Annotated in this window: 21 protein-coding genes; 8 read left to right on the top strand and 13 right to left on the bottom strand. The window is 72.1% G+C overall.

Annotation, left to right across the window (positions count from 1 at the left end; genetic code table 11):
• Positions 1-158 precede the first annotated feature (158 nt).
• The 3 genes from ACZ4EF_RS12890 to ACZ4EF_RS12880 form a co-directional block, all read right to left on the bottom strand.
• Positions 159-1790, bottom strand: a complete 1632-nt coding sequence (locus tag ACZ4EF_RS12890; protein ID WP_467504273.1) for an NAD(P)/FAD-dependent oxidoreductase — start codon at positions 1788-1790, stop codon at positions 159-161.
• 131 nt (positions 1791-1921) lie between these two features.
• Complete coding sequence (locus ACZ4EF_RS12885) at positions 1922-3082, bottom strand: beta-ketoacyl synthase N-terminal-like domain-containing protein (protein ID WP_467504271.1); 1161 nt, start codon at positions 3080-3082, stop codon at positions 1922-1924.
• Positions 3083-3303: 221 nt separating this feature from the next.
• Positions 3304-3936: a hemerythrin domain-containing protein gene (locus ACZ4EF_RS12880; RefSeq protein WP_355341092.1), complete on the bottom strand. Its 633-nt coding sequence runs from the start codon at positions 3934-3936 to the stop codon at positions 3304-3306.
• A 331-nt stretch (positions 3937-4267) separates the two neighbouring features.
• On the opposite strand from ACZ4EF_RS12880, the gene sigJ reads away from it, so the two are divergent.
• The gene (sigJ, locus tag ACZ4EF_RS12875; protein WP_355341095.1) at positions 4268-5347 is read left to right on the top strand and encodes an RNA polymerase sigma factor SigJ; all 1080 of its coding nucleotides are present in this window, start codon (positions 4268-4270) and stop codon (positions 5345-5347) included.
• Between the two features lie 122 nt (positions 5348-5469).
• On the opposite strand, the gene ACZ4EF_RS12870 is transcribed toward sigJ, so the two are convergent.
• The 4 genes from ACZ4EF_RS12870 to ACZ4EF_RS12855 all read right to left on the bottom strand — a co-directional run bounded on the left by ACZ4EF_RS12870 (position 5470) and on the right by ACZ4EF_RS12855 (position 9113).
• Positions 5470-5970 (bottom strand): cupin domain-containing protein, encoded by a 501-nt coding sequence (locus ACZ4EF_RS12870; RefSeq protein WP_355341098.1) that lies wholly within the window; start codon positions 5968-5970, stop codon positions 5470-5472.
• A 156-nt stretch (positions 5971-6126) separates the two neighbouring features.
• A complete protein-coding gene (locus tag ACZ4EF_RS12865) occupies positions 6127-6765 on the bottom strand; it encodes a flavin reductase family protein (RefSeq protein ID WP_355341101.1) in 639 nt (212 codons plus the stop codon).
• A gap of 393 nt (positions 6766-7158) precedes the next feature.
• Positions 7159-8307, bottom strand: coding sequence for a hypothetical protein (locus tag ACZ4EF_RS12860; protein WP_391161962.1), 1149 nt, complete (start codon positions 8305-8307; stop codon positions 7159-7161).
• A gap of 83 nt (positions 8308-8390) precedes the next feature.
• Complete coding sequence (locus ACZ4EF_RS12855; protein ID WP_401722260.1) at positions 8391-9113, bottom strand: L,D-transpeptidase family protein; 723 nt, start codon at positions 9111-9113, stop codon at positions 8391-8393.
• Positions 9114-9213: 100 nt separating this feature from the next.
• Between ACZ4EF_RS12855 and ACZ4EF_RS12850 the strand changes: the two genes are divergently transcribed.
• On the top strand, positions 9214-9516 hold the full coding sequence (locus tag ACZ4EF_RS12850) for a hypothetical protein (RefSeq protein WP_355341107.1): 303 nt from the start codon (positions 9214-9216) through the stop codon (positions 9514-9516).
• A gap of 34 nt (positions 9517-9550) precedes the next feature.
• Here the strand turns inward: ACZ4EF_RS12850 and ACZ4EF_RS12845 are convergent, their stop codons facing one another.
• Together ACZ4EF_RS12845 and ACZ4EF_RS12840 are read right to left on the bottom strand one after the other, a co-directional pair.
• Positions 9551-10111 (bottom strand): GNAT family N-acetyltransferase, encoded by a 561-nt coding sequence (locus ACZ4EF_RS12845; protein ID WP_467504268.1) that lies wholly within the window; start codon positions 10109-10111, stop codon positions 9551-9553.
• A gap of 220 nt (positions 10112-10331) precedes the next feature.
• The gene (locus ACZ4EF_RS12840; RefSeq protein ID WP_355341113.1) at positions 10332-10874 is read right to left on the bottom strand and encodes an SRPBCC family protein; all 543 of its coding nucleotides are present in this window, start codon (positions 10872-10874) and stop codon (positions 10332-10334) included.
• A gap of 229 nt (positions 10875-11103) precedes the next feature.
• Here ACZ4EF_RS12840 and ACZ4EF_RS12835 point away from each other — a divergent pair, with 229 nt between their 5' ends.
• Positions 11104-11568 (top strand): universal stress protein, encoded by a 465-nt coding sequence (locus tag ACZ4EF_RS12835; RefSeq protein WP_355341116.1) that lies wholly within the window; start codon positions 11104-11106, stop codon positions 11566-11568.
• Here the strand turns inward: ACZ4EF_RS12835 and ACZ4EF_RS12830 are convergent.
• Positions 11552-12202, bottom strand: coding sequence for a winged helix-turn-helix domain-containing protein (locus ACZ4EF_RS12830; protein ID WP_401853848.1), 651 nt, complete (start codon positions 12200-12202; stop codon positions 11552-11554). The two genes, ACZ4EF_RS12835 and ACZ4EF_RS12830, sit on opposite strands and share 17 nt — an antisense overlap.
• Positions 12203-12296: 94 nt before the next feature.
• Entirely contained in the window at positions 12297-12425 is a 129-nt protein-coding gene (locus tag ACZ4EF_RS12825; RefSeq protein ID WP_262928374.1) for a hypothetical protein, read from the bottom strand.
• A gap of 183 nt (positions 12426-12608) precedes the next feature.
• Here ACZ4EF_RS12825 and ACZ4EF_RS12820 point away from each other — a divergent pair, with 183 nt between their 5' ends.
• Positions 12609-12776, top strand: coding sequence for a hypothetical protein (locus tag ACZ4EF_RS12820; protein WP_355341375.1), 168 nt, complete (start codon positions 12609-12611; stop codon positions 12774-12776).
• 29 nt (positions 12777-12805) lie between these two features.
• Here ACZ4EF_RS12820 and ACZ4EF_RS12815 read toward each other — a convergent pair whose 3' ends face one another.
• The gene (locus ACZ4EF_RS12815; RefSeq protein ID WP_355341123.1) at positions 12806-13630 is read right to left on the bottom strand and encodes a hypothetical protein; all 825 of its coding nucleotides are present in this window, start codon (positions 13628-13630) and stop codon (positions 12806-12808) included.
• 142 nt (positions 13631-13772) lie between these two features.
• Complete coding sequence (locus ACZ4EF_RS12810) at positions 13773-15005, bottom strand: acyl-CoA dehydrogenase family protein (RefSeq protein WP_355341126.1); 1233 nt, start codon at positions 15003-15005, stop codon at positions 13773-13775.
• A 149-nt stretch (positions 15006-15154) separates the two neighbouring features.
• On the opposite strand from ACZ4EF_RS12810, the gene ACZ4EF_RS12805 reads away from it, so the two are divergent.
• The 4 genes from ACZ4EF_RS12805 to ACZ4EF_RS12790 all read left to right on the top strand — a co-directional run bounded on the left by ACZ4EF_RS12805 (position 15155) and on the right by ACZ4EF_RS12790 (position 19354).
• Complete coding sequence (locus ACZ4EF_RS12805) at positions 15155-15799, top strand: TetR/AcrR family transcriptional regulator (protein ID WP_188282467.1); 645 nt, start codon at positions 15155-15157, stop codon at positions 15797-15799.
• A gap of 253 nt (positions 15800-16052) precedes the next feature.
• Positions 16053-17291 carry a MurT ligase domain-containing protein gene (locus tag ACZ4EF_RS12800; protein WP_355341129.1) on the top strand — a complete coding sequence of 413 codons (1239 nt, stop codon included), beginning with the start codon at positions 16053-16055 and terminating at the stop codon, positions 17289-17291.
• 60 nt (positions 17292-17351) lie between these two features.
• Entirely contained in the window at positions 17352-18080 is a 729-nt protein-coding gene (locus tag ACZ4EF_RS12795; protein WP_188282469.1) for a type 1 glutamine amidotransferase, read from the top strand.
• Between the two features lie 248 nt (positions 18081-18328).
• A complete protein-coding gene (locus ACZ4EF_RS12790) occupies positions 18329-19354 on the top strand; it encodes a 6-phosphofructokinase (protein ID WP_188282470.1) in 1026 nt (341 codons plus the stop codon).
• Positions 19355-19434 lie beyond the last annotated feature (80 nt).

The following is a 19434-nucleotide window of genomic DNA, read 5'->3' as shown; positions in this document are numbered from 1 at the left end:
CCTCCCCCCCCACAACCCCCCCCCCCCCCCCCCACCCCCCCCCCCCCCCCCCCTCCCCCCCCCCCCCCCCCCGCTGTCGCGGGTGCGGTGCGTCTGCGATGCGTACGGCGGGGTGCCCTGCGTACGGCGGCGCTCGACGACCTGGGTACGGCGGGGGCTCAGCGCGCGAAGAGCTGCGCGATGTGCGCGGGCGCGTCCGTACCGGCCCATTCGACGGCGCTCTGGATCACCGCCGGGGTGGCCTCGAAGCACCTGTTGTCGGGCGAGCCCAACTCGAAGGGGGCGGGAAGGAATTCCGACGTCCGCAGCCGCTCGAAGAGCTGGGCCGCGCCGGCCTTGGCCTCCAGCGTGCCCGCCTCGACCTGCTGGCAGATGGAGCGGGTGAAGCCGAGCAGCTCCGATATGTCCTGGCCGACCGGGGCCGGGAGTCCGGGCACATCGCGCTTCTCCAGGTCGCGGAAGACCTGCTCGTCGCGCTCGGGGTCGGCCATGAAGGTGCGGTACGCCCGGTCGATGGTGACCGTCGGCAGGATGCTGGTCGACTCCCACACCCGGATGACCGCGTTCCACAGGTCGTAGTCGCGGAAGCCGACGAAGGAGCAGTAGACGAGGTCGTCGTGGATGTCGAACAGGCCCTGCTGGAGGCTGTCGACATACGCGAACCGCTCGACGGACCAGTCGCCGTCCTTGGACGCCTCGATCAGCCGCCAGGCGAGGGCGTTGACGACCTCGAGGGTGTTGGTCAGGCCGCGCGAGTACAGCGCGTCGATGAATCCGGCGGCGTGCGCGGTCAGACAGTAGCGCTCGCCGACGGTCTGCGTCGCGGAGTACTGGAGCCGGCCGGTGGCCACCCACGGGCGTACGGCGGTGGCGTCGGCGAACTGCTCGGCGATCTCGGGGTACCGCTCCAGGAACTGGTCGAACTGCTCCTGCGCGGAGACGCCGGGCTCGGCGGGGAATTTGCGCTCGTCCAGTTGCAGGCCCACGCTGCACAGCGGGTTGAGGGCGCCGTCGTGGTTGTCGAACGGGATCACCCAGAGCCAGCCGCCGTCGAAGACGTGGTGCAGGGTACCGTTGTGCCAGGGGCTGGGCTGCTTGTGCGAGCGGGCCGCCTTCGCGTCGTCGAAGGGTGTGACGCCGACCATGTGCGTGAACAGCGAGCGCGAGTGCGCCCTGGCGCGGGTCGGGGTCTCGCGCAGCCCGAACTTCTCCGCGACCGGCGACCGGAAGCCGCTGCCGTCGATGAGGTAACTGGCTTGGAATTCCTCGCCCTTGTCGGACCTCATCAGCACCCCGTGCTCGGGGAACACCTCGATGTCGGCGATCTTCGTGGCGACCTTGGGCACCGCTCCGTACTTCACGGCGAGGTTGAACAGATAGGCGTCCACGTCCTGCCGGAACAGGTGCGTCTCGGTGCGCTGCCACTCTGGCACCACGAGCTGGTTGATCTGCTCGGGGTCCTGCGGCTGCCCTTCGACGTGGTAGACGAAGCCGAAGTTCTGCTTGCGCCCACACGACGGGGCGATCTTCTCCTGGATGCCCTTGAAGCTGGCCAGCGGCTCGATCTCGGGCACCTGGTAGCGCTCGGCGATGATCCGGGTCATCGACGAGGTGTACGGGATGGTGGACTCCCCCACCGCGAAGCGCGGGTGCACGCCCGCGTCGATGAGCAGGACCTTCACCCCGTTGCGGGCCAGCACCGAGCCCAGCAGACCGCCGGCCATTCCCGCGCCGAGGATCGCCACGTCGAACTTCTCATTGGACTGGGCCTGTTGGGCGGTTGTTTTCATGCTGCTTCGTCCCTCCCGGGTAGGAATGTGTCGGGGCACGCGAAAACGTCCCCGGCTCCCGGTGCGGGAGAGGGGACGTCACGGGGTCGGTGCGGTGCTGCTGCTCGCCGCGCTGTCGCGGGGCGGTGCGGTCAGTCCAGGGTGCGCAGCACGACGGCGGAGTTGAAGCCGCCGTGGCCGCGGGCCACCACCAGCGTGGTGCGCAGTTCCGCGGTGCGCGGCGACAGGACCAGATTGAGGTCGTAGCCGGGGGACGGCAGATCGTCCGCGGTCGGCGGGATCAGGCCCTCCTCCATGGCGAGCAGGGCTGCCGCCAGGTCCAGCGGCGCGGCCGTGCCCGGGTAGCGGCGCCCGGTCATGGTGCGGGGCGCGGTGACGGGTACCGCGTGCACGCCGAACACCGCGGTGACGGCGGCCGATTCGGCCGCGTCGAGGCCGGGGACGAACACCGCGTCCACCTCGCCGGGGACGGCTCCCGCGTCGCACAGGGCCAGTTCCACCGCGCGCCGCAGGCCCGGTTCGCGTCCACCGCTCGGGTCGGGGTCGAAGGTCGCGCCGTATCCGGCGACCTCGCCGTAGATCTTGGCGCCGCGGGCCAGGGCCGCGTGCGCAGTCTCCAGTACCAGCAGCGCTCCGCCGCCGGGCCGGGCGGCGGGCGGCGGGGTGTGCGCGCTCCAGGTGGCGGGGCAGACCGGCGCGTCCACACCGCCGGAGACGATGAGCCGTCCGCCCTGCCGGATCTGCCGCCGGGCGTGCGCCACGGCGTCCAGGCCCTTCATGCCGTCCCTGATCGAGATCTGGCCGCTGCTGACGGCGTAGAACCAGGCGAAGGAGCGGTACGCGCCGCTCTGCCGCCCGGCCTGGCCGCGCGGTCCGCCGGTGCCGGTGCCGGCCCGGAAGCGGGCGCCGAAGCCGGGCCCGCGGCCCTCGCCGTACCGCCCGCCGGGAGCCGCGGCGGCGGCAGCCGCGGCGGTGACGGCCGTCACCGCGTCGGGGCCGAAGTCGGGCAGGTCCTGCGGGCGGATGCCCGCGTCGGCCAGCGCCCAGTCCGCTGCGGCCAGCGCGAGCCGGGCCATCCGGTCGGCCTGCGGCGCGGGCCTGCCCCACAGTTGGTCGCCCGGAGCGGGGTCGAGGAGGGCGGCGGTCTGCCAGGCGGGTTCGCCCGCCGTACGGGCCTCGCCGTGCCGTCCGGCGCCGCGCCCGCTCCCGCACGCCTGCGCCCAGTAGTTGCGGGCGCCCAGTCCCGCGGGCGAGACGATGCCCAGACCTGTCACCACCACAGCGCCGGTCACGGCACCCTCCGCAGCAGCTCGGCCGCGCCGGGCACCCGCCCGGTGCGGCGGGTGGGCGGGGCCGGTCGGGCCCGCTCCACGATCGCCGTGCTGTCCATGGCCACGCCTTTCCGCAGTGCCCGAGCATGGACACCGCGCCCGAGCATGGACACCGCGCCCGGTGGCGCGGTGCCCGCCGATTCCGGCCGTTCAGGCGCCCGGTCGTCGGTGCCCGGGTCCGGTCAGACCTTGAACAGCTCCTTCTTCGCGTAACCGCGCTGCCAGATCAGCTTGTTGACGACGCGCAGCGGCGGCGGGAAGGACCCGAGGAACCGCTTCTGGTCGTCCGGCGTCGCGTCGTCGATGACCCAGGGGATGTAGACGCTGACGCCGCTGATGCCGAGGTTCTTGGCGTTGGCGAGCCCGAAGGTCCGCCATTCGGCGGGCGACAGCACGTCCTGGATCAGCGGCAGCGCGGCCTCCTCCTCGTGCGTGAAGTGGCCGTCCATCACCTGGTAAAGGTCCTCGATCAGCGCGGCCAGGTCGCCCCCGCCGCCCTTGATCGCGGTGTCCACCGCCTCGATGCGCGGGCCCAGCTCGGCGTGCTCCTCTTCCATTTCCTTCATCAGCCGCTGATCGTCGGGACGGTCGGCGATCTTGGCCTCCACCTGCGGCCACAGCGCCCGGTCCTCGACCGAGTGGTGGTTGTGGAGCTGGTGATTGAAGTTGTCCCACCCCGCGCGCACCTGCGGCGCCGTCGCCTGACCGGCGGCCACCGCGGTCGCCAGCCGGCGCAGGTCGCGTCGGAACGCCTTGTGCGTCGCATACATGACGGTGAAATCGATGTCCACGTTCGGGTCTTTCGACTCGGCCACGACGGCCCACCACTTTCTTCGTACGAATGTCGTTATCGGCCCCCCGGGGATCGGGGTGACCGCTCGGAGCCTCGACGGTCCGGAGGCTCCCCTCCGGGCCCGGCGTCCGGGCCACCGCCAGACCGTGTCCGGCCCCGCGGATAAAGAGCTTCGGGCCACGGTCGATGTGACATCGTGGCACCGTGTGATCATTCCAGCACTCATGGAGATCGGTGGGGCGCGCCGGAATATCGCAGGTGAAAGAGACGCGCGTCACATTTCGCGGCGCGAGTGTCACGCTTTCGGGTCCGCGGTACCTCATAGGTAAAACGCATCACGGGAGGCTCACATCGTGTCCGACACTCCGGCTCAGCTCCCCTCGGCTGCTGGTGACCGCGCGACCGAGGTGTTCGTCGGCCATCGGGAACTCCTGTTCTCGGTGGTCTACAACCTGCTCGGCAGTGTCTCCGACACCGAGGACGTCCTCCAGGAGACCTGGCTGGCCTGGGCCCGCCGGGTCCGCCAGCCGGACGCCGAGGAGATCGACAACCCGCGCGCGTACCTGGTGCGGATCGCGGTCAACCAGGCGCTCGCCCGGCAGGCGACGATCAGCCGTCGCCGCGAGACGTACATCGGCCCCTGGCTGCCCGAGCCGCTGCTGACCCGTACGCCCGACGCCCTCGACAGCCCGCAGGGCGCGCAGGCCGTGGACGCCGCGGAGTCCGCGCTGCGCACCGAGTCGGTGTCCATGGCGCTGCTCGTGGTGCTGGAGACGCTGACGCCGCTGGAGCGGGCGGTCTTCGTCCTGCACGAGGTGTTCGGCTACGCGCACACGGAGATCGCCGAGATCCTGGGACGCAGCCCGTCCGCGATCCGGCAGCTCGCGCACCGGGCGCGCGAGCACGTCCAGGCCAGGCGGCCCCGCTACCAGGCCGATCCGCACCTCCAGCAGCAGGTCACCGAGCGGTTCGTGGCCGCCGCGCTCGGCGGCGACATCGCCGAGCTGATGAGCCTGCTCGCGCCGGACGTGACGATGTGGACCGACGGCGGCGGCAAGGTCCGCTCCGCGCTCCGGCCGGTCAACGGCCGGGACAAGGTCGCCCGCTTCCTCAACGGCTACGCCACCAGCCGGTTGCCCGAGTCGCTGGACATCCGCTACCAGCAGGTCAACGGCGACCCGTCGGCCGTCGTCTTCTCCGGCGACTCGCCGTACGCGGTCATGGTCATGGACCTCAACCCGAGCAACGACCAGATCACCGACATCTACCTGGTCACCAACCCCGACAAGCTCTCCCGGGTCCGGCTCGACGAGAGCGGTGAGCCGACGGGCGCGCCGCGGCTCGCGCCGGACGCGGTGCCCGAGCCGGAGCTGGACCCCGAGCAGGAGGACGCGCACCCCCGGGAGGCCGGACGGCGCGCGGACACCCCCTAGGCCCGGGAGCCGCCGGGTGAATCCCCCGGACCGGCCGCCCCCCGTCACCCGACGGCGCGCAGGGCGCCGGTCACCCGGCGGCTCCCGACCCCCGTCGCGAGGACGGTGCGCGACGGTACGGACTACTGTGGCGCGCTGACCGGCGGGCCGCCGTGCGGTCCGCCCTGCGGCCGGGCTGCGGTGATGCCGTGCCGCTCGCCGACCGCCTTGATCGTGTCCCAGTCGGGCCGCTCGGGGCGGGTCAGCACCTCGCTCAGCTCCTCGAAGAACAGCTCGATGCCGCCGGGCGTCATCGTGCAGAGCATGAGTCCCGTGGTCTCGCCCACGTTGAAGAAGGAGTGCCACACGCCGCGCGGGCCGTGCACCATCGTCCCGGCGGGCGCCTTGTGGATCTCCTCGCCGACCTTGACCTCGAATTCGCCCTCGAGGACGTAGAAGGACTCGTCGGTGTCATGGTGCACATGCCACACCGAGCCCTCCCCCGCGGGCATCCGGACCTCGTAGAACGAGGAACGGCCGCTGGTGTCCGAGCCGCGCAGCAGGAAGCGGGTCTCCTCGCCTCCGCCGTATGTGATCGGTACGACGTCCTCCAGTCGGACGACCTTGCCGGAATCCACGCCCATCACACCCTCCACCGGTCGAATTCGGGAACTCGCAGAAACGTCAGGAACACGAACAGCGCGGATCACCTCGGATCCACGCGGAAGACCGCGGGGCGTCGCGAAATACCGCCGTGCGACGCACCGCCGTGCCAAGGAGACAGGGAACGGGCGGGGCGGTCAGCCGTCGATGATGGGGTGCACGCCGCGCAGTTCCTCCTCCAGCGCGCCGAGCCAGCCGCGGAAGAAGACCAGCGGCTCCTGGTGCTGCCGGGGCACGCCCAACTCGACCACGCGGCCGAGGAAGATCGTGTGGTCGCCGCCGTCGAACTCCTCGACCAGGTGGCAGGACAGGAACGCCAGCGCCTCGCTGAGCACCGGAACGCCCGTCACCGACGGGTGGTTGGCCACGTCGTGGATCTCCGCGGTGCCCTTGCCCGCGAAGGCGCGGGCCACGCCCTCCTGCTGCCCCTGGAGGAAGTTGACGACGAATTTCCCCGACTCCCGCACGACGGACCGCAGTCGGGACTCGTTGTGCAGGCAGAACAGCACCAGCGGCGGGTCGAGGGAGACCGAGGTGAACGAGTTCACCGTGGTGCCTTCGGCGTTGCCGTCCTCGCCGCTGGTGATCACCGTCACGCCGGTCACGAACATCCCGCACACCGTCCGCAGTGACCGGCCGTCCACCGGGTGCGCCTGGTGCAGTGACATCAGTCTGCTCAACGGGGCCGGTTCGCCCACCCGTTCCTCCGGCGGCGCCACCGTATTTCCGGCGACGGTCCCGGCCGCCACCGCGTTCGACGACATCGCACCTGCCATCGTCCACACCTCCCACACCACAGAGCCCGACAACGCGATTCAGGGGCCGCACCCGGACGTCAGGGGACGGTCGCCATGGTCGTTCGGAGAGAATCAAAGAGAATCAGGGAGAATCCGCGAGATTCGTGAAGATTCGTAGAGATTCCGAGAGAAAGGACCGCGCCGGGGGCTTTCGCCGACACCGCACCGGATCCTGACTACCAGGTTCTTCGGTCCGCCGGTCCGTCACAAGATCCCCGGCTTCAGGTCTCGGTCAGGAACCACAGATGCACCGCCCGACCTTCCGGAAAGGGCCAGGCGCGTGTCAGAGGAGTGTCAGATCCGGCGGTCGGCGGGCGAGAGCCGACCGACCGGCGGCCCGCCGACCGACGTCCGGCCGGAGGCGGTTGGCCGTCAGACCGCGCGGCCGAGCGCGGTGAGCATCTGCCGTCCGCCGGGGCCGAGCGGGAAGCAGTTGGTCCTGGCGAGCCCGGCGCGCAGCGCGAGGCTCCCGCCGAAGGACGCGAGGTCGGCGTCGGGCGCGGTCACGACCAGCGCCACGCCGAACCGGCCGCCGACGGCGACGACACGCTCGGCGAGCCGGGTGGCCTCCAGGTCGTCGGCGAAGACGAGTCGGCAGTCCTCGACGGCGAGCACGATGCCCTGCCAGGTGTCGGTGGGATCGGGGACCGGGCCGTGGTGGCGGGCGCGGTCGGCGATCACCGCCACCGCGTCGCGCAACAGGTCCACGGTCTGCTCGCGGGTGGCGGCGGTACGGGCGGCGGCCTCGGCGATCGGCGCCGGGGTGTCGTGCCGCCCGCCGGGGTCGGCCAGCCACAGCGTGAACTCCTCGCGGCGCGCGGCCTCGTAGAGCACCATCAGCAGGAAGCTGCTCTTGCCGCTGCCGGGCGCGCCGCAGATCAGGCCGCTCTCCATGCCGGAGCCGGGGGTGTTGAGCTGCCAGTAGGCGGGCTCGCCGGTCGCGCCGACGCCGACGCGGTGCCGTCCGGTGGTCTCGTCGTAGGTCGGGCCGGGATAGCGCGGGCCGCGCTGCTGGGGCGCGGTGTCGCGGGCGGCCCTGTTCTCGGCCTCGCTGAGCGCGGACTCCAGGACGCGGCGGGCGCGGTCGGCGACCTCGGGGTCCACGGCTCCGGTCGCCACGGCGGTGTCGTGCTCGGCGACGGCGAGCAGGCGGCGCCTGGCCCGGTCGTCGCCCGCGGCCCCCGCGTCGACCACCAGCCGGGCGGCGCGCTCGCACAGATCGGCGGCCCTGGCATAGGCGCGGGCGTCCTCCGGCCGTTCGAGCCGCGCGTCGACCGCGGTGCGGTAGCAGGTCCTCGCGGTCGTCTGGAGGCGGCCGAGGTCGGCTCCGAGGGCGATCAGGACGAGCTGGGCGTGGACGATCTGCACGGCTTCCGCGTGCGAGAGCATCCTGGGGCCCGTCTCCGTCCCGACCGTCTCCCCCGAGCCGCCGTCGGCCTCGCGTAACAGGCAGTCGGTGCCGTGCGTCCACGCGTGGACGACGTCTTCCACGGCCTGCGACCGGTCCTCTGCGAACGACACGGCAATTCCCCTTCGCGTCACTGGTGTTGCGCCTGTGCCCTACGGTACGGGGCGGTAGCGTCACCCAACAGCGCGCCAGGGGGTCAGTAACCGGTCAATGCCGTGCCGCCGTCCACGGTGCCGATGGCGATGTGCGGCTGCGCCGCGGGCCGCAGCCACGCGAGGATCCGGCTCATCGCGTCGGCGGGTACCGAGACGCAACCGGCCGTCGCGCCGCTGCCGTTGACGTGCAGGAAGATGCCGGCGCCGCGGCCCTTGACCGGCTTGGCGTAGTTGAAGTCGATCAGGACGGCGTGCGCGTACTGCCCGGGGTAGTCGGCCAGGCGCTCGGACTCGGTGCCCCGGCAGTCCTTCGGCAGCGGGTCGACCCAGCGGTTGTAGGAGGTCGACTGGGTGTCCTCGCACCACCAGGCGGTCGGGGTGACCGCGCGGTACGGCAGGGCGGTGCCCGCGGGCGCGGCGGCGTTGCCGAAGGCGAGCGGCAGGCCGTAGAGGCCGGTGGGCGTGGTGCTGGTGTTCTGGGTGCGGGTCGCGCCGTCGGCCAGGCCGTGGGCGCCGAAGCGGGCGGGTGCGGTGCCGACGGCCTTCCAGCCGCCGCTCTGTTTCTCCCACCAGGTGAGGGTGCCGCTGGTGGAGCCGAGGGTGGGGGCGCTCGCGGTGACGAGCTGGGTGCCGCCGCCGGTGTCCTTCATGATCTGCGGGAGGTTCGCCACGGGCCGGGGCTGCGCCGTACCCGAGCCGGGAGCGGGACCGGCGCCGGCGCCGCCGACCGCGAGCGTGGTGGCGAGGGCTGCGGCGGTGACCAGAGTGGTCGGGGTCAGTGGGCGCACGGGGTCTCCTCGGTGCGGTGGTGGCGGATGAGCGCCAGCCGGGTGTGTGCGGGGTGTGGATGGGCAGCAGCTAAGCATGACCGTTGTGGTAATCGGCCGTATGGAGAGCATTGTCAGCTCCGCGACCACGGTCCTTCGCGAGGAGGGTTTCGACGCGCGTGGCGTCACCGGCGCGCGCGACGCCGTCTCCCTGATCGGTGCGGGCGGTGTGACGGCGCTGGTGATCGGCGGCGGTGTGGGCCCGCTGGCCGCGCGTCGGCTGCGGAAGGCCGCCGCCGCGCACTCGGTGACGGTGATTCGTGGTGGCCTGCGCGGCCAGGACGTGCGCGGTTACGTACGGCAGCAGATCGTGCCCCAACTGCGGGCCGCCGGTTCCTGACGGCCCGCGGCGGCCCGCGAACGCCCTGCGACCGTCAGCCGGTCGCCGTGGGACCTCCGGCCGGGTCAGCCTCAGGGGCGTCCGGCGTCAGGTCGATCACCCAGTCGTGGCACGTGATCGGGTTGCCCTTGGGGTACTCGAAGTCGGCCTCGCCCAGCAACGTGAATCCGGCCTTGCGGCAGACGGCGTTCGACGCCGGGTGGCTGACCTTGGGGAAGGCGTGCAGGTGGCGGTGGGCACCGGCGGCTCTGGCCGCCTCGGTCACCGCGCGGGCGGCGTCCGCCGCCAGGCCCCGGCCCTGGAACTCCGGGAGGATCGCCCAGCCGGTCTCGTAGACCTTCCCGCCCCGCCACGTCTGTTCCCAGAAGCCGATGGAACCGGCGACCTCGCCGTCCGGGACGAGCACCACGCGGTACATCCTGCCGCCGGTCTTCTCGATGTCCTGGTAGCGCTGGTGCCGGGAGAGCAGTTGCTCCTCGGTCTCCGGTCCGCCGAGGTACTCGGTCATCTCGGGTGTGTTCGTCCTGCGGAGCAGCCACAGGTCGTCCGCCGACCAGGGCTCGATGCGAAGTCGCGGCTCATGTGCGTCGTTCATGTCCGCACCGTACGACGAGGGTCTGACAGTCGACCCCCGAGGCAGGCCGGCGCGGGCCGGACACAGGCAGGAACGAGCCCGGCGCGGGTTCGGGGCGGGCCCGGAGCGGGCCCGCAGCGGGTCCGGACATGGAGGAGCCCCGGCCGGGACGGGGGGACCAGGCCGGGGCAGTAAAGGGTGAAGAACGTGTGCGAACGTCTTCACATTATTAGTTTAACACTCAATGAGCGAAGTCAAAGCCACTCGGCGCGGACGTGGACCGCGCCGGGTCCTCGGGGGCCGAGGCGACCGCGGGAGCGGACACGGGAGCGTGCAGCGGGGCGGCCGGGGCGCGGGAGCCGCCGAGCAGATCGCAGAATTTCCTGGCGTCCGCGGGCAGGTCACGGCGCCAGGCCATGGCCACGACCGGGGCGAGCAGGACGAGGGCCGCGCGCAGCGAGCTGGTGACCGACAGCCGCACCAGCGTGCCGTCGGCGTGCGGGGCGAGCTCGAAGCCGTACACGGGCACCTGGGTGCCCAGCGGGCACCACATGCGCTGGCCGCGGAAGACTATCCGGCGGCCCGGTTCGAAGGCGGCGCAGACCAGCCGGTGCGGTCTGCGCCGTCCGGGGTAGCGGTAGCGGTACTCCGCGTCCACGCCCGGCGGGACGGGCGCCGAGTCGACGAAGGCCACCCCCGAGCTCCACAGGGCGAGATTGCGGGCGTCGGCGAGGAAGTCGAAGACCTCCGTGGTCGGCCTCGACACGAACACGTTCGTGGACACGCTCGGCATCACAAACCTCCCCGGTAGCGGCGTGGGCGGCGAGCCGTCGCGGGTACGCCGACCGCACCCGTGGGGTGCGCGGCTCCGGCGCGGTACCGCCGCCTGTTTCACTCCTCTCGCACAGCGTGCCCCGCAAAGGTGCACATGTCGTGGCAATGCGCCCATTGGAGTGAGAACGCTGCGTGCCGGGGGATGAAACCGCAGGCCGGAGGCCGATAGCCTGGCGCGCGTGGAAGAGCAGAAGCTGCCGGCGCACTTCGAGCGCGGCACGGACGGACCGAAGGTCATCCTCGCCGGACTGGACGGCTCCGACACGTCGTGGCGGGCCGCCGCGTACGCGGCGGGGCTCGCGCGGCGGCAGCACGCGCTGCTCGCCCTGGTCTACGTGCAGCCGTACATGCCGACCGGCGCCGCCCTCGGGGTCCCGGTGTCGGAGGTCGACACCGGGATCGCCGAGCAGCTCATGGCGGAGATCCGCGACTCCGTCGAGCGGTTGCAGGGGACGTTCACGGTGCGATGGGAGTTCCACACCTTCCGCGGCGACCCCTACAACGGCCTGACCACGGCCGCGGAACAGCTCACCGCGGACGCGGTCGTGGTGGGCGCCTCGGAGCGCGCCGGGCACCGGTTCGTCGGCTCGGTCGCCGTCCGGCTCGTGAAAGCCGGACGGTGGCCGGTCACGGTCGTGCCGTAGCCGCGGTCGCGCCCGCGGTCGATACCGGCGCGGCGGGGGCGTACTTGTAGCCGACCCGGCGCACCGTCACGATGCTGGCGCGGTGCTCCGCGCCGAGCTTGCGGCGCAGCCGGGCGACGTGGACGTCGACCGTGCGGCCGTCGCCGACATGCCCGTATCCCCAGACCGTGGTCACGAGCTGGTCGCGCGAGTGCACCCGGTGCGGGTGCGCGACGAGGTGCGCGAGCAGTTCGAACTCCAGGTAGGTCAGGTCGAGTTGGCGACCGTCGACCGCGGCGGTGCGGCGCTCGTCGTCGATGCTGATCGGCACCTGGGACAGCGGGTCGGAGGTCTCCGTCCGGCCGGTGCGGAACTCGGGGGCCGGGGCGGGGACGGCGGTCGGGACCTGCTCGGCCGGGACGAGCACCAGGTAACCGACCATCGGGGCGCCGCCGGGGATGGTGGGCAGCACATGTCCCGGCGCGGGCAGCCAGGTGGCGCCGGGCGGCAGGAAGTCCGGTGCGGGCGGCACCTCGTCGGGGCGTACGGCGCGCAGTCGCTGCCGGTTGACGGCCGGAGCGCCGCCGGAGGAGGGCGCGCCGCCCGGTCGGGCGGGCAGCGTGGAAAGGGAGTGGACGTTCGGCAGGTTCGACATGATTCGGCTCTTTCGCGCGATGGGGTCGTCAGGACGCCGTATTGCGCGGGGACCGGTGGCTGCGGGCAGCGGCTCGGAAGCCGGTGCGGCGGGGTCAGCTCAGGACGCGGGTCCGCGCGGGGGTCGCGCGGCAACACCAGCGGTCGAAGTGGTGCTCCTGCCGGGACGGCCAGAAGGGTTCGAGGTCGTCGCGACCTGTCCCGGAGTCAGTAGTGCTGGCCATGTGTCCTATTGAACCAGACGACGTGCGCGTGCGGTGACCGCCCGGACACACTGGTGCCGCTTTGCCCGCATTCCGGCCACTGACCTGGGCGCGCGCTCCGGGTCGGCGCGCGGGCCGACCCGGAGCGCGGACGGCTCGGGGCGCGGGTCTACCCTGGGCAGCCGGACCATAAGGAGTACCCCCATGCATACCCACATGGATCTCGGCGCGTTCCACGACGTCACGACGTTCGCGATGTCGAATTCGCCCGGCCCCGGTCCGGTGATGCGCAGCATCATCGTCGTCTCGGTGGTCGGTGTGGTGTTCCTCGCCTGGTTCCTGCTGCGCGGTTACCGCAACGACGGGGACTAGTCACGCGGGGCCGCGCCGGGCGGCGGCGGTCATCTCGCGCGCAGGCCGTACGCGACCTCGTAGGCGTACAGCCAGGTCAGCGGCCCGACGGCGCCGTCCGCCGGGCCGAGCGCGGCGACGTAGTGCCGTTGGAGGGCCTTGACCTTGGTCAGGTCGAGCGCGGTCATGGTGCGGGACGGGCCGACCTTGTACGGCGGGCCCCAGTTGCCGCGTTGCAGCCAGGTCTGGAGCAGCAGGGTGTGGTCGCTGACCGCGCCGAGGACGAAGTACTCACGGCCGGGGAACGCGGGCGCCGGGTGCGTGGTGGCGGTCGGGCGCACTCGGTAGGAGGCGACCGCCGTGCCGCCGCGCGGGTCGGCGGGGTCCGCGGTCGGCGGGCAGATCCCGTCGGGGAAGCGCGGCGCGAAGTAGCCGGTGACGCGCTGGGCGTGACGCAGTTCACGGTGCGACCACACGCCGTTGCCCTGGCCCCGGTCGGTGGCCCCGGCCTTCACGCTGTTGCCGCCCTTGGTGTGGACGTAGCGCTCGTCGAAGCCGGTGACGATCTCGGTGTGCCCGCCGCCGTCCAGATTCACCCAGGCGCCGATGCTCGGGTACGCGGACCAGGCGCCCTTGCGTCGGGCCCATGTGCTGAACGCGGTCACGTTGTCGGTCTTCGGGACGGCCTGGTCGAGACCGACGTCGTGGTACATGTCCCAGTCGAAGATCACGCACCAGGAGACGCGGTTCTCTCCGTACTCCTTGCCGAATTCGGTGTCGTTGTCCCAGCCGTCGGCGCCGCTCCAGTGTTCGTAGACGCGTTCCGGGACCGCCATGACGTGTTCGATGAGTCGTTTCCACTGCGGGTCGGCCATCGGCCCTCCCCGGGGCTTGCGCCGGAAATCAGCGCGTATCGGATGATGTACACCCTGCCCAACGAGGGGGTGGCCGCCGGGACATGCGTCAGGGGCGGACACCCCCGGCGTCCGCCCCTGAGCCCTGTGCCGTCGCGCCGCCTCAGCGCAGCGGCATCCCGGACAGCGTGCGGGCGATGACCAGACGCTGGATCTCGCTGGTGCCCTCGAAGATCGTGTAGATCGCGCTGTCGCGGTGCATGCGCTCCACCGGGTACTCGCGGGTGTAGCCGTTGCCGCCGAGGATCTGGATGGCCTGGGCGGTGACCTTCTTGGCGGTCTCGCTGGCGAAGAGCTTGGACATCGAGCCCTCGGCGGAGGTGAAGGGCTTGCCCGCCGTCGCCATCCAGGAGGCGCGCCAGACCAGGAGGCGGGCGGCGTCGATCTGGGTGCGCATGTCGGCGAGCTGGAAGGCGACGCCCTGGTTGTCGATGATCGGGCGGCCGAACTGCTCGCGGCCGGTGGCGTATTCGAGGGCGTATTCGTACGCGGCGCGCGCCGTGCCGACGGCCATGGCGCCGACCGCCGGGCGGGAGGCCTCGAAGGTGGCCATCGCCGCGTTCTTCACCCGCTCGCCGCCATGGGCCGACTTGGCCCGTTCGCGGGCCCGTGCCAGCCGCTCGTCGAGCTTGTCCTTGCCGCCGAGCAGGCAGTCGCCGGGAATCCGTACGTCCTCCAGGACGACCTCGGCGGTGTGCGAGGCGCGGATGCCGTGCTTCTTGAACTTCTGCCCCTGGGACAGGCCGGGGGTGCCGGGGGGCACGATGAAGGAGGCGTGGCCCTTGGTGCCCAGCTCCGGGTCGACCACGGCGACGACGACGTGGACGTTGGCTATACCGCCGTTGGTGGCCCAGGTCTTGGTGCCGTTGAGCACCCACTCGCCGGTGGCCTCGTCGTAGACGGCGCGGGTGCGCATCGCGGAGACGTCGGAGCCCGCGTCGGGCTCGGAGGAGCAGAAGGCGGCGAGCTTGACGTCGTCGGCGTCGCCGTACATCTGCGGGACCCAGGTGCCGATCTGCTCCTCGGTGCCGTTGGCGAGGACGCCGACGGCGGCGAGTCCGGTGCCGACGATGGACAGGGCGATGCCCGCGTCACCCCAGAACAGCTCTTCCATGGTGAGCGGGATGCCCAGGCCCGTGGGGTCGAAGAACTGCTGGGCGTAGAAGTCCAGCGAGTACAGTCCGATCTTGGCGGCCTCCTGGATGATGGGCCACGGGGTCTCCTCGCGCTCGTCCCATTCGGCGGCGGCCGGGCGCATCACGTCGGCGGCGAAGCCGTGGATCCAGTCGCGCACGGACTGCTGGTCGTCATTGAGTTCGAGCGTGAAGTCGCCCATCTTCCCCTCCACGTGCCAGTTACTAGCGGTAACAGCAGTCTGTTACCGACCGGTAGGCCATGTCAACTCATTCCGCCGCGCGCGGGGGGCGGCTGGCGGGGTGTTACGTTGCGCTGACCACCAGCAATCGAACAATTGGGGAGGCGCGGGTGGACACCGGCCAGCGGCAGGACCAGCGGACGGCCACGGAGCGGCGCCGGGCGGAGCTGCTCGAAGCGGCCGACCGCGTCGTCCTGCGGGACGGGCCCGAGGCGTCCATGAACGCCATCGCCGCCGAGGCGGGCATCACCAAGCCGATCCTCTACCGGCACTTCGGCGACAAGAGCGGCCTGTACCGGGCGCTGGCCAAGCGGCACACCGACGCGCTGCTGGCCACCCTGCGGGCCGCGCTGGACTCCCCCGGCGACCGCAGGGACCGCGTCGAGGCCACCTTGCACGCGTATCTGTCCGCCATCGAGGCCCACCCGCAGGTCTACCGCTTCCTGATGCACCCGGCCGAGGCGCCCGCCGACGGCGACAAGGGACTGGACGCCGGACGGCACTCCGTACCGCTGCTGCGCCGCATGGGCGAGGACCTGGCCGAGGTGATCGCCGAACGCCTCGACCTCGGCCCCGACTCGGAGCAGCTCGCCCGCGCCTGGGGACACGGCATCGTCGGCATGATGTACGCGGCGGGCGACTGGTGGCTCGGCGAGCGGCCGTTCTCCCGCGACCTGCTGGTCAGGCACCTGGCCGACCTGCTGTGGGGCCGCCTCGCGGCGGCCGGCGACCGTGCGGGCAGCCCGGGGCTGTAACGCGGTCGGCGGATCAGGAACCGCGAGCGGGCCGCACCCGTCCCCACAGACAGCGCCGGTGGCGCGGATGCCCCCGGTGCGCGTGGAGTTCGGCGCACGGTCCGACCGGGGCGGCGCGGTGCGGTCCGGGGGCCCGGAGTCGATAGGCTGAGCCGGGACCGAACCTTGTCGGCCGCCCAAGTGGCGCTCGGAGGCGTACAACCAGCCGCCACGGGGCAGCGGGGCCGGTCGCAGTCGAGGAGGAAGAGAGACGATGGCAGGCAACTCGGAGCCGCTGTCGCCGCGGGCGAAACTGGCCGTGACGGCGGGCAAGGTGGCGGCGGGCGTGTCGCGTGCGGCAGGCCGTGGCAGCGGCTCGGTGATCGGCGGCAAGGTGGCGCTGAGATTCGACCCCGACCTGCTGGCCAGGCTCGCCCGGCACCTCGACGTGATCCTGGTGTCGGCGACCAACGGCAAGACCACCACCACCCGGCTGCTGGCCGAGGCGCTGCGCGCGGGCGGCCCCGTCGTCTCCAACGCGCTCGGCGCGAACATGCCCGCGGGGATCACCTCCGCGCTGGCGGGCGGCTCCGAGGCGCGCTTCGGCGTGATCGAGGTCGACGAGAAGTACCTGGCGGGCGTCGCCCGCGACGTCGCCCCCAAGGCCATCGCGCTGCTCAACCTCTCCCGCGACCAGCTCGACCGCGCGGCCGAGACCCGCATGCTGGCCGAGAAGTGGCGCGAGGGCCTGGCAGGCGTCGAGGCGATCATCATCGCCAACGCCGACGACCCGCTGATCACCTGGGCCGCCTCCTCCAGCCCGACCGTGGTGTGGGTCGCGGCGGGCCAGGAGTGGAAGGACGACGCCTGGTCGTGCCCGTCCTGCGGCGGCGTCCTGCAACGCCCGTCGGAGGACTGGTTCTGCGCCGAGTGCGGCTTCCGCCGCCCCACCCCGACCTGGGCGCTGTCCGGCGACCACGTGATCGACCCGCACGGCTCCGCCTGGCCGATCCACCTCCAGCTCCCGGGCCGCGCCAACAAGTCGAACGCGGCGGTCTCGGCCGCCGCCGCCGCGGCCTTCGGCATCGACCCCAAGGTCGCGCTGGAGCGGATGTACGCGGTGCAGGCGGTCGCGGGCCGCTACGACGTGGTGAGCTTCCAGCAGCGCGAACTGCGGCTGCTGCTGGCGAAGAACCCGGCCGGCTGGCTGGAGACCTTCTCGCTGATCGACGGCCCGCCCACCCCGGTGATCCTGTCGGTCAACGCGCGCGGCGCCGACGGCACCGACACCTCCTGGCTGTGGGACGTGGACTACACCCGGCTGGCCGGACACCCGATCATGGTGATCGGCGACCGCAAGCTGGACCTCGCGGTCCGCCTGGAGGTCGCCGGGCTCCAGTTCCGGGTCTGCGCCAACCTCGACGAGGCGGTGCGCTCCGCGCCGCCCGGCCGGATCGAGGCCATCGCCAACTACACCGCCTTCCAGGACCTGCGCCGCCGGGTCGGCAACTGACCGCGACCACGTCGCGTCACATCGCGTCACGTTGCTGACGACGGACAAGGAGAAGCACGCATGAGTGAGTCCAGCCTCCGCCTGGTGTGGGTCTACCCCGACCTGCTGAGCACCTACGGCGACCAGGGCAACGCGCTGGTCGTGGAGCGCCGCGCCCAGCAGCGCCGGGTGCCGGTCACCCGGGTCGACGTCCGCTCCGACCAGCCGGTGCCGACGTCCGGTGACATCTATCTGATCGGCGGCGGCGAGGACCGCCCGCAGCGGCTGGCCGCGGAGCGGCTGCGCCGCGACGGCGGGCTGAACCGGGCGGTCGCCAACGGCGCGATCGTCTTCTCGGTCTGCGCGGGCTACCAGATCCTCGGCCACGAGTTCGTCAACGACCTGGGCCGCCCCGAGCCCGGCCTCGGCCTGCTCGACGTGGTGAGCGTGCGCGGCGAGGGCGAGCGGTGCGTCGGCGACGTCCTGGCCGACATCGACCCGCACCTCAATCTGCCGCCGCTGACCGGCTTCGAGAACCACCAGGGCGTCACCCATGTCGGCCCGCAGGCCAGGCCGCTGGCCCGGCTGCGGATGGGCAAGGGCAACGGCACGGGGGACGGCACCGAGGGCGCCTTCAACGACACGGTCTTCGGCACGTACATGCACGGTCCGGTGATGGCCCGCAATCCGCAGATCGCCGACCTGCTGATCAAGCTCGCGCTGGACGTCAACGCGCTGCCGCCGGTCGACGACCAGTGGTTCGAGGCGCTGCGCGCCGAGCGGATCGCGGCGGCCGTACAGCCCGCGTGACACCGTTCCGGCCCGCCTGACCCGTACCGCGCCCGTGTCCTCGCAGGAGGGCGCGGGCGTCGTGCGTCGGCGGGGGTCCGGGGTGGGTCCGTCACGCTGCGCAGGCGTTCCCCGGAGTTTGAGTAATCGTCAGGTGTCCGCAGTTCGGTCGCCGTGGAGGCGTGACAGCCGCTCTCGGTAAGCTGGCTGCGATCCATCCGGACGACGGGGTCCGGCCGTCCGGTCGAGTTGCGGGAGTAACGAGAGCAATGCGTATTGGTGTGCTGACCAGCGGCGGCGACTGCCCCGGGCTGAACGCCGTCATCCGGTCCGTGGTGCACCGCGCCGTGGTGGACCACAGTGACGAGGTCATCGGCTTCCACGACGGGTGGAAGGGCCTGCTCGAGTGCGACTACCGCAAGCTGGACCTCGATGCCGTGAGCGGCATCCTCGCGCGCGGCGGCACGATCCTCGGCTCCTCGCGGGTCCAGCCCGCCCACCTGCGCGGCGGGGTCGAACAGGCCAGGGGCCACGTGGCCGACCTGGGCCTGGACGCGATCATCCCGATCGGCGGTGAGGGCACCCTCAAGGCGGCCCGGCTGCTGTCGGACGCGGGCCTGCCCATCGTCGGTGTGCCCAAGACCATCGACAACGACATCGCGTCCACGGACGTGACCTTCGGCTTCGACACCGCCGTGATGGTGGCCACCGAGGCCCTGGACCGGCTCAAGACCACCGCCGAGTCGCACCAGCGGGTGCTGATCGTGGAGGTCATGGGGCGGCACACCGGGTGGATCGCGCTGCACTCCGGGATGGCGGCGGGCGCGCACGCGATCCTGGTGCCGGAGCGGCCGTTCGACGTGTCGGAGCTGGCGCGGGTCGTCGGCCAGCGCTTCGAAGCGGGCAAGAAGTTCGCGATCGTGGTGGTCTCCGAGGGCGCCAAGCCGCGCGAGGGCACCATGGACTTCACCTCGGGCGCGACCGACATCTACGGCCACGAGCGGTTCAGCGGCGTCGCCAACCAGCTCTCGGTCGAGCTGGAGGAGCGGCTGGGCAAGGAGGCCAGGCCGGTCATCCTCGGGCACGTCCAGCGCGGCGGCACGCCCACCGCGTACGACCGCGTTCTCGCCACCCGCTTCGGCTGGCACGCCGTGGAGGCCGTCCACAAGGGCCGGTTCGGCATGATGACGGCGCTGCGCGGCACCGACATCACGCTGGTCCCGCTCGGGGAGGCCGTCGAGCACCTGAAGACGGTGCCCGCCGAGCGGTACGTCGAGGCCGAGTGCGTGCTGTGAGTGGCGTGTCCTGACGCTTCATGACGTGCTCCGACCACGTGCGTCGGCGCTCCCCGCCCCCGGCCGAATCGGCGTCCGGG

This window comes from Streptomyces sp. NPDC025721 (assembly GCF_055558595.1).
This window is presented reverse-complemented; position numbering and strand designations above follow the sequence as displayed.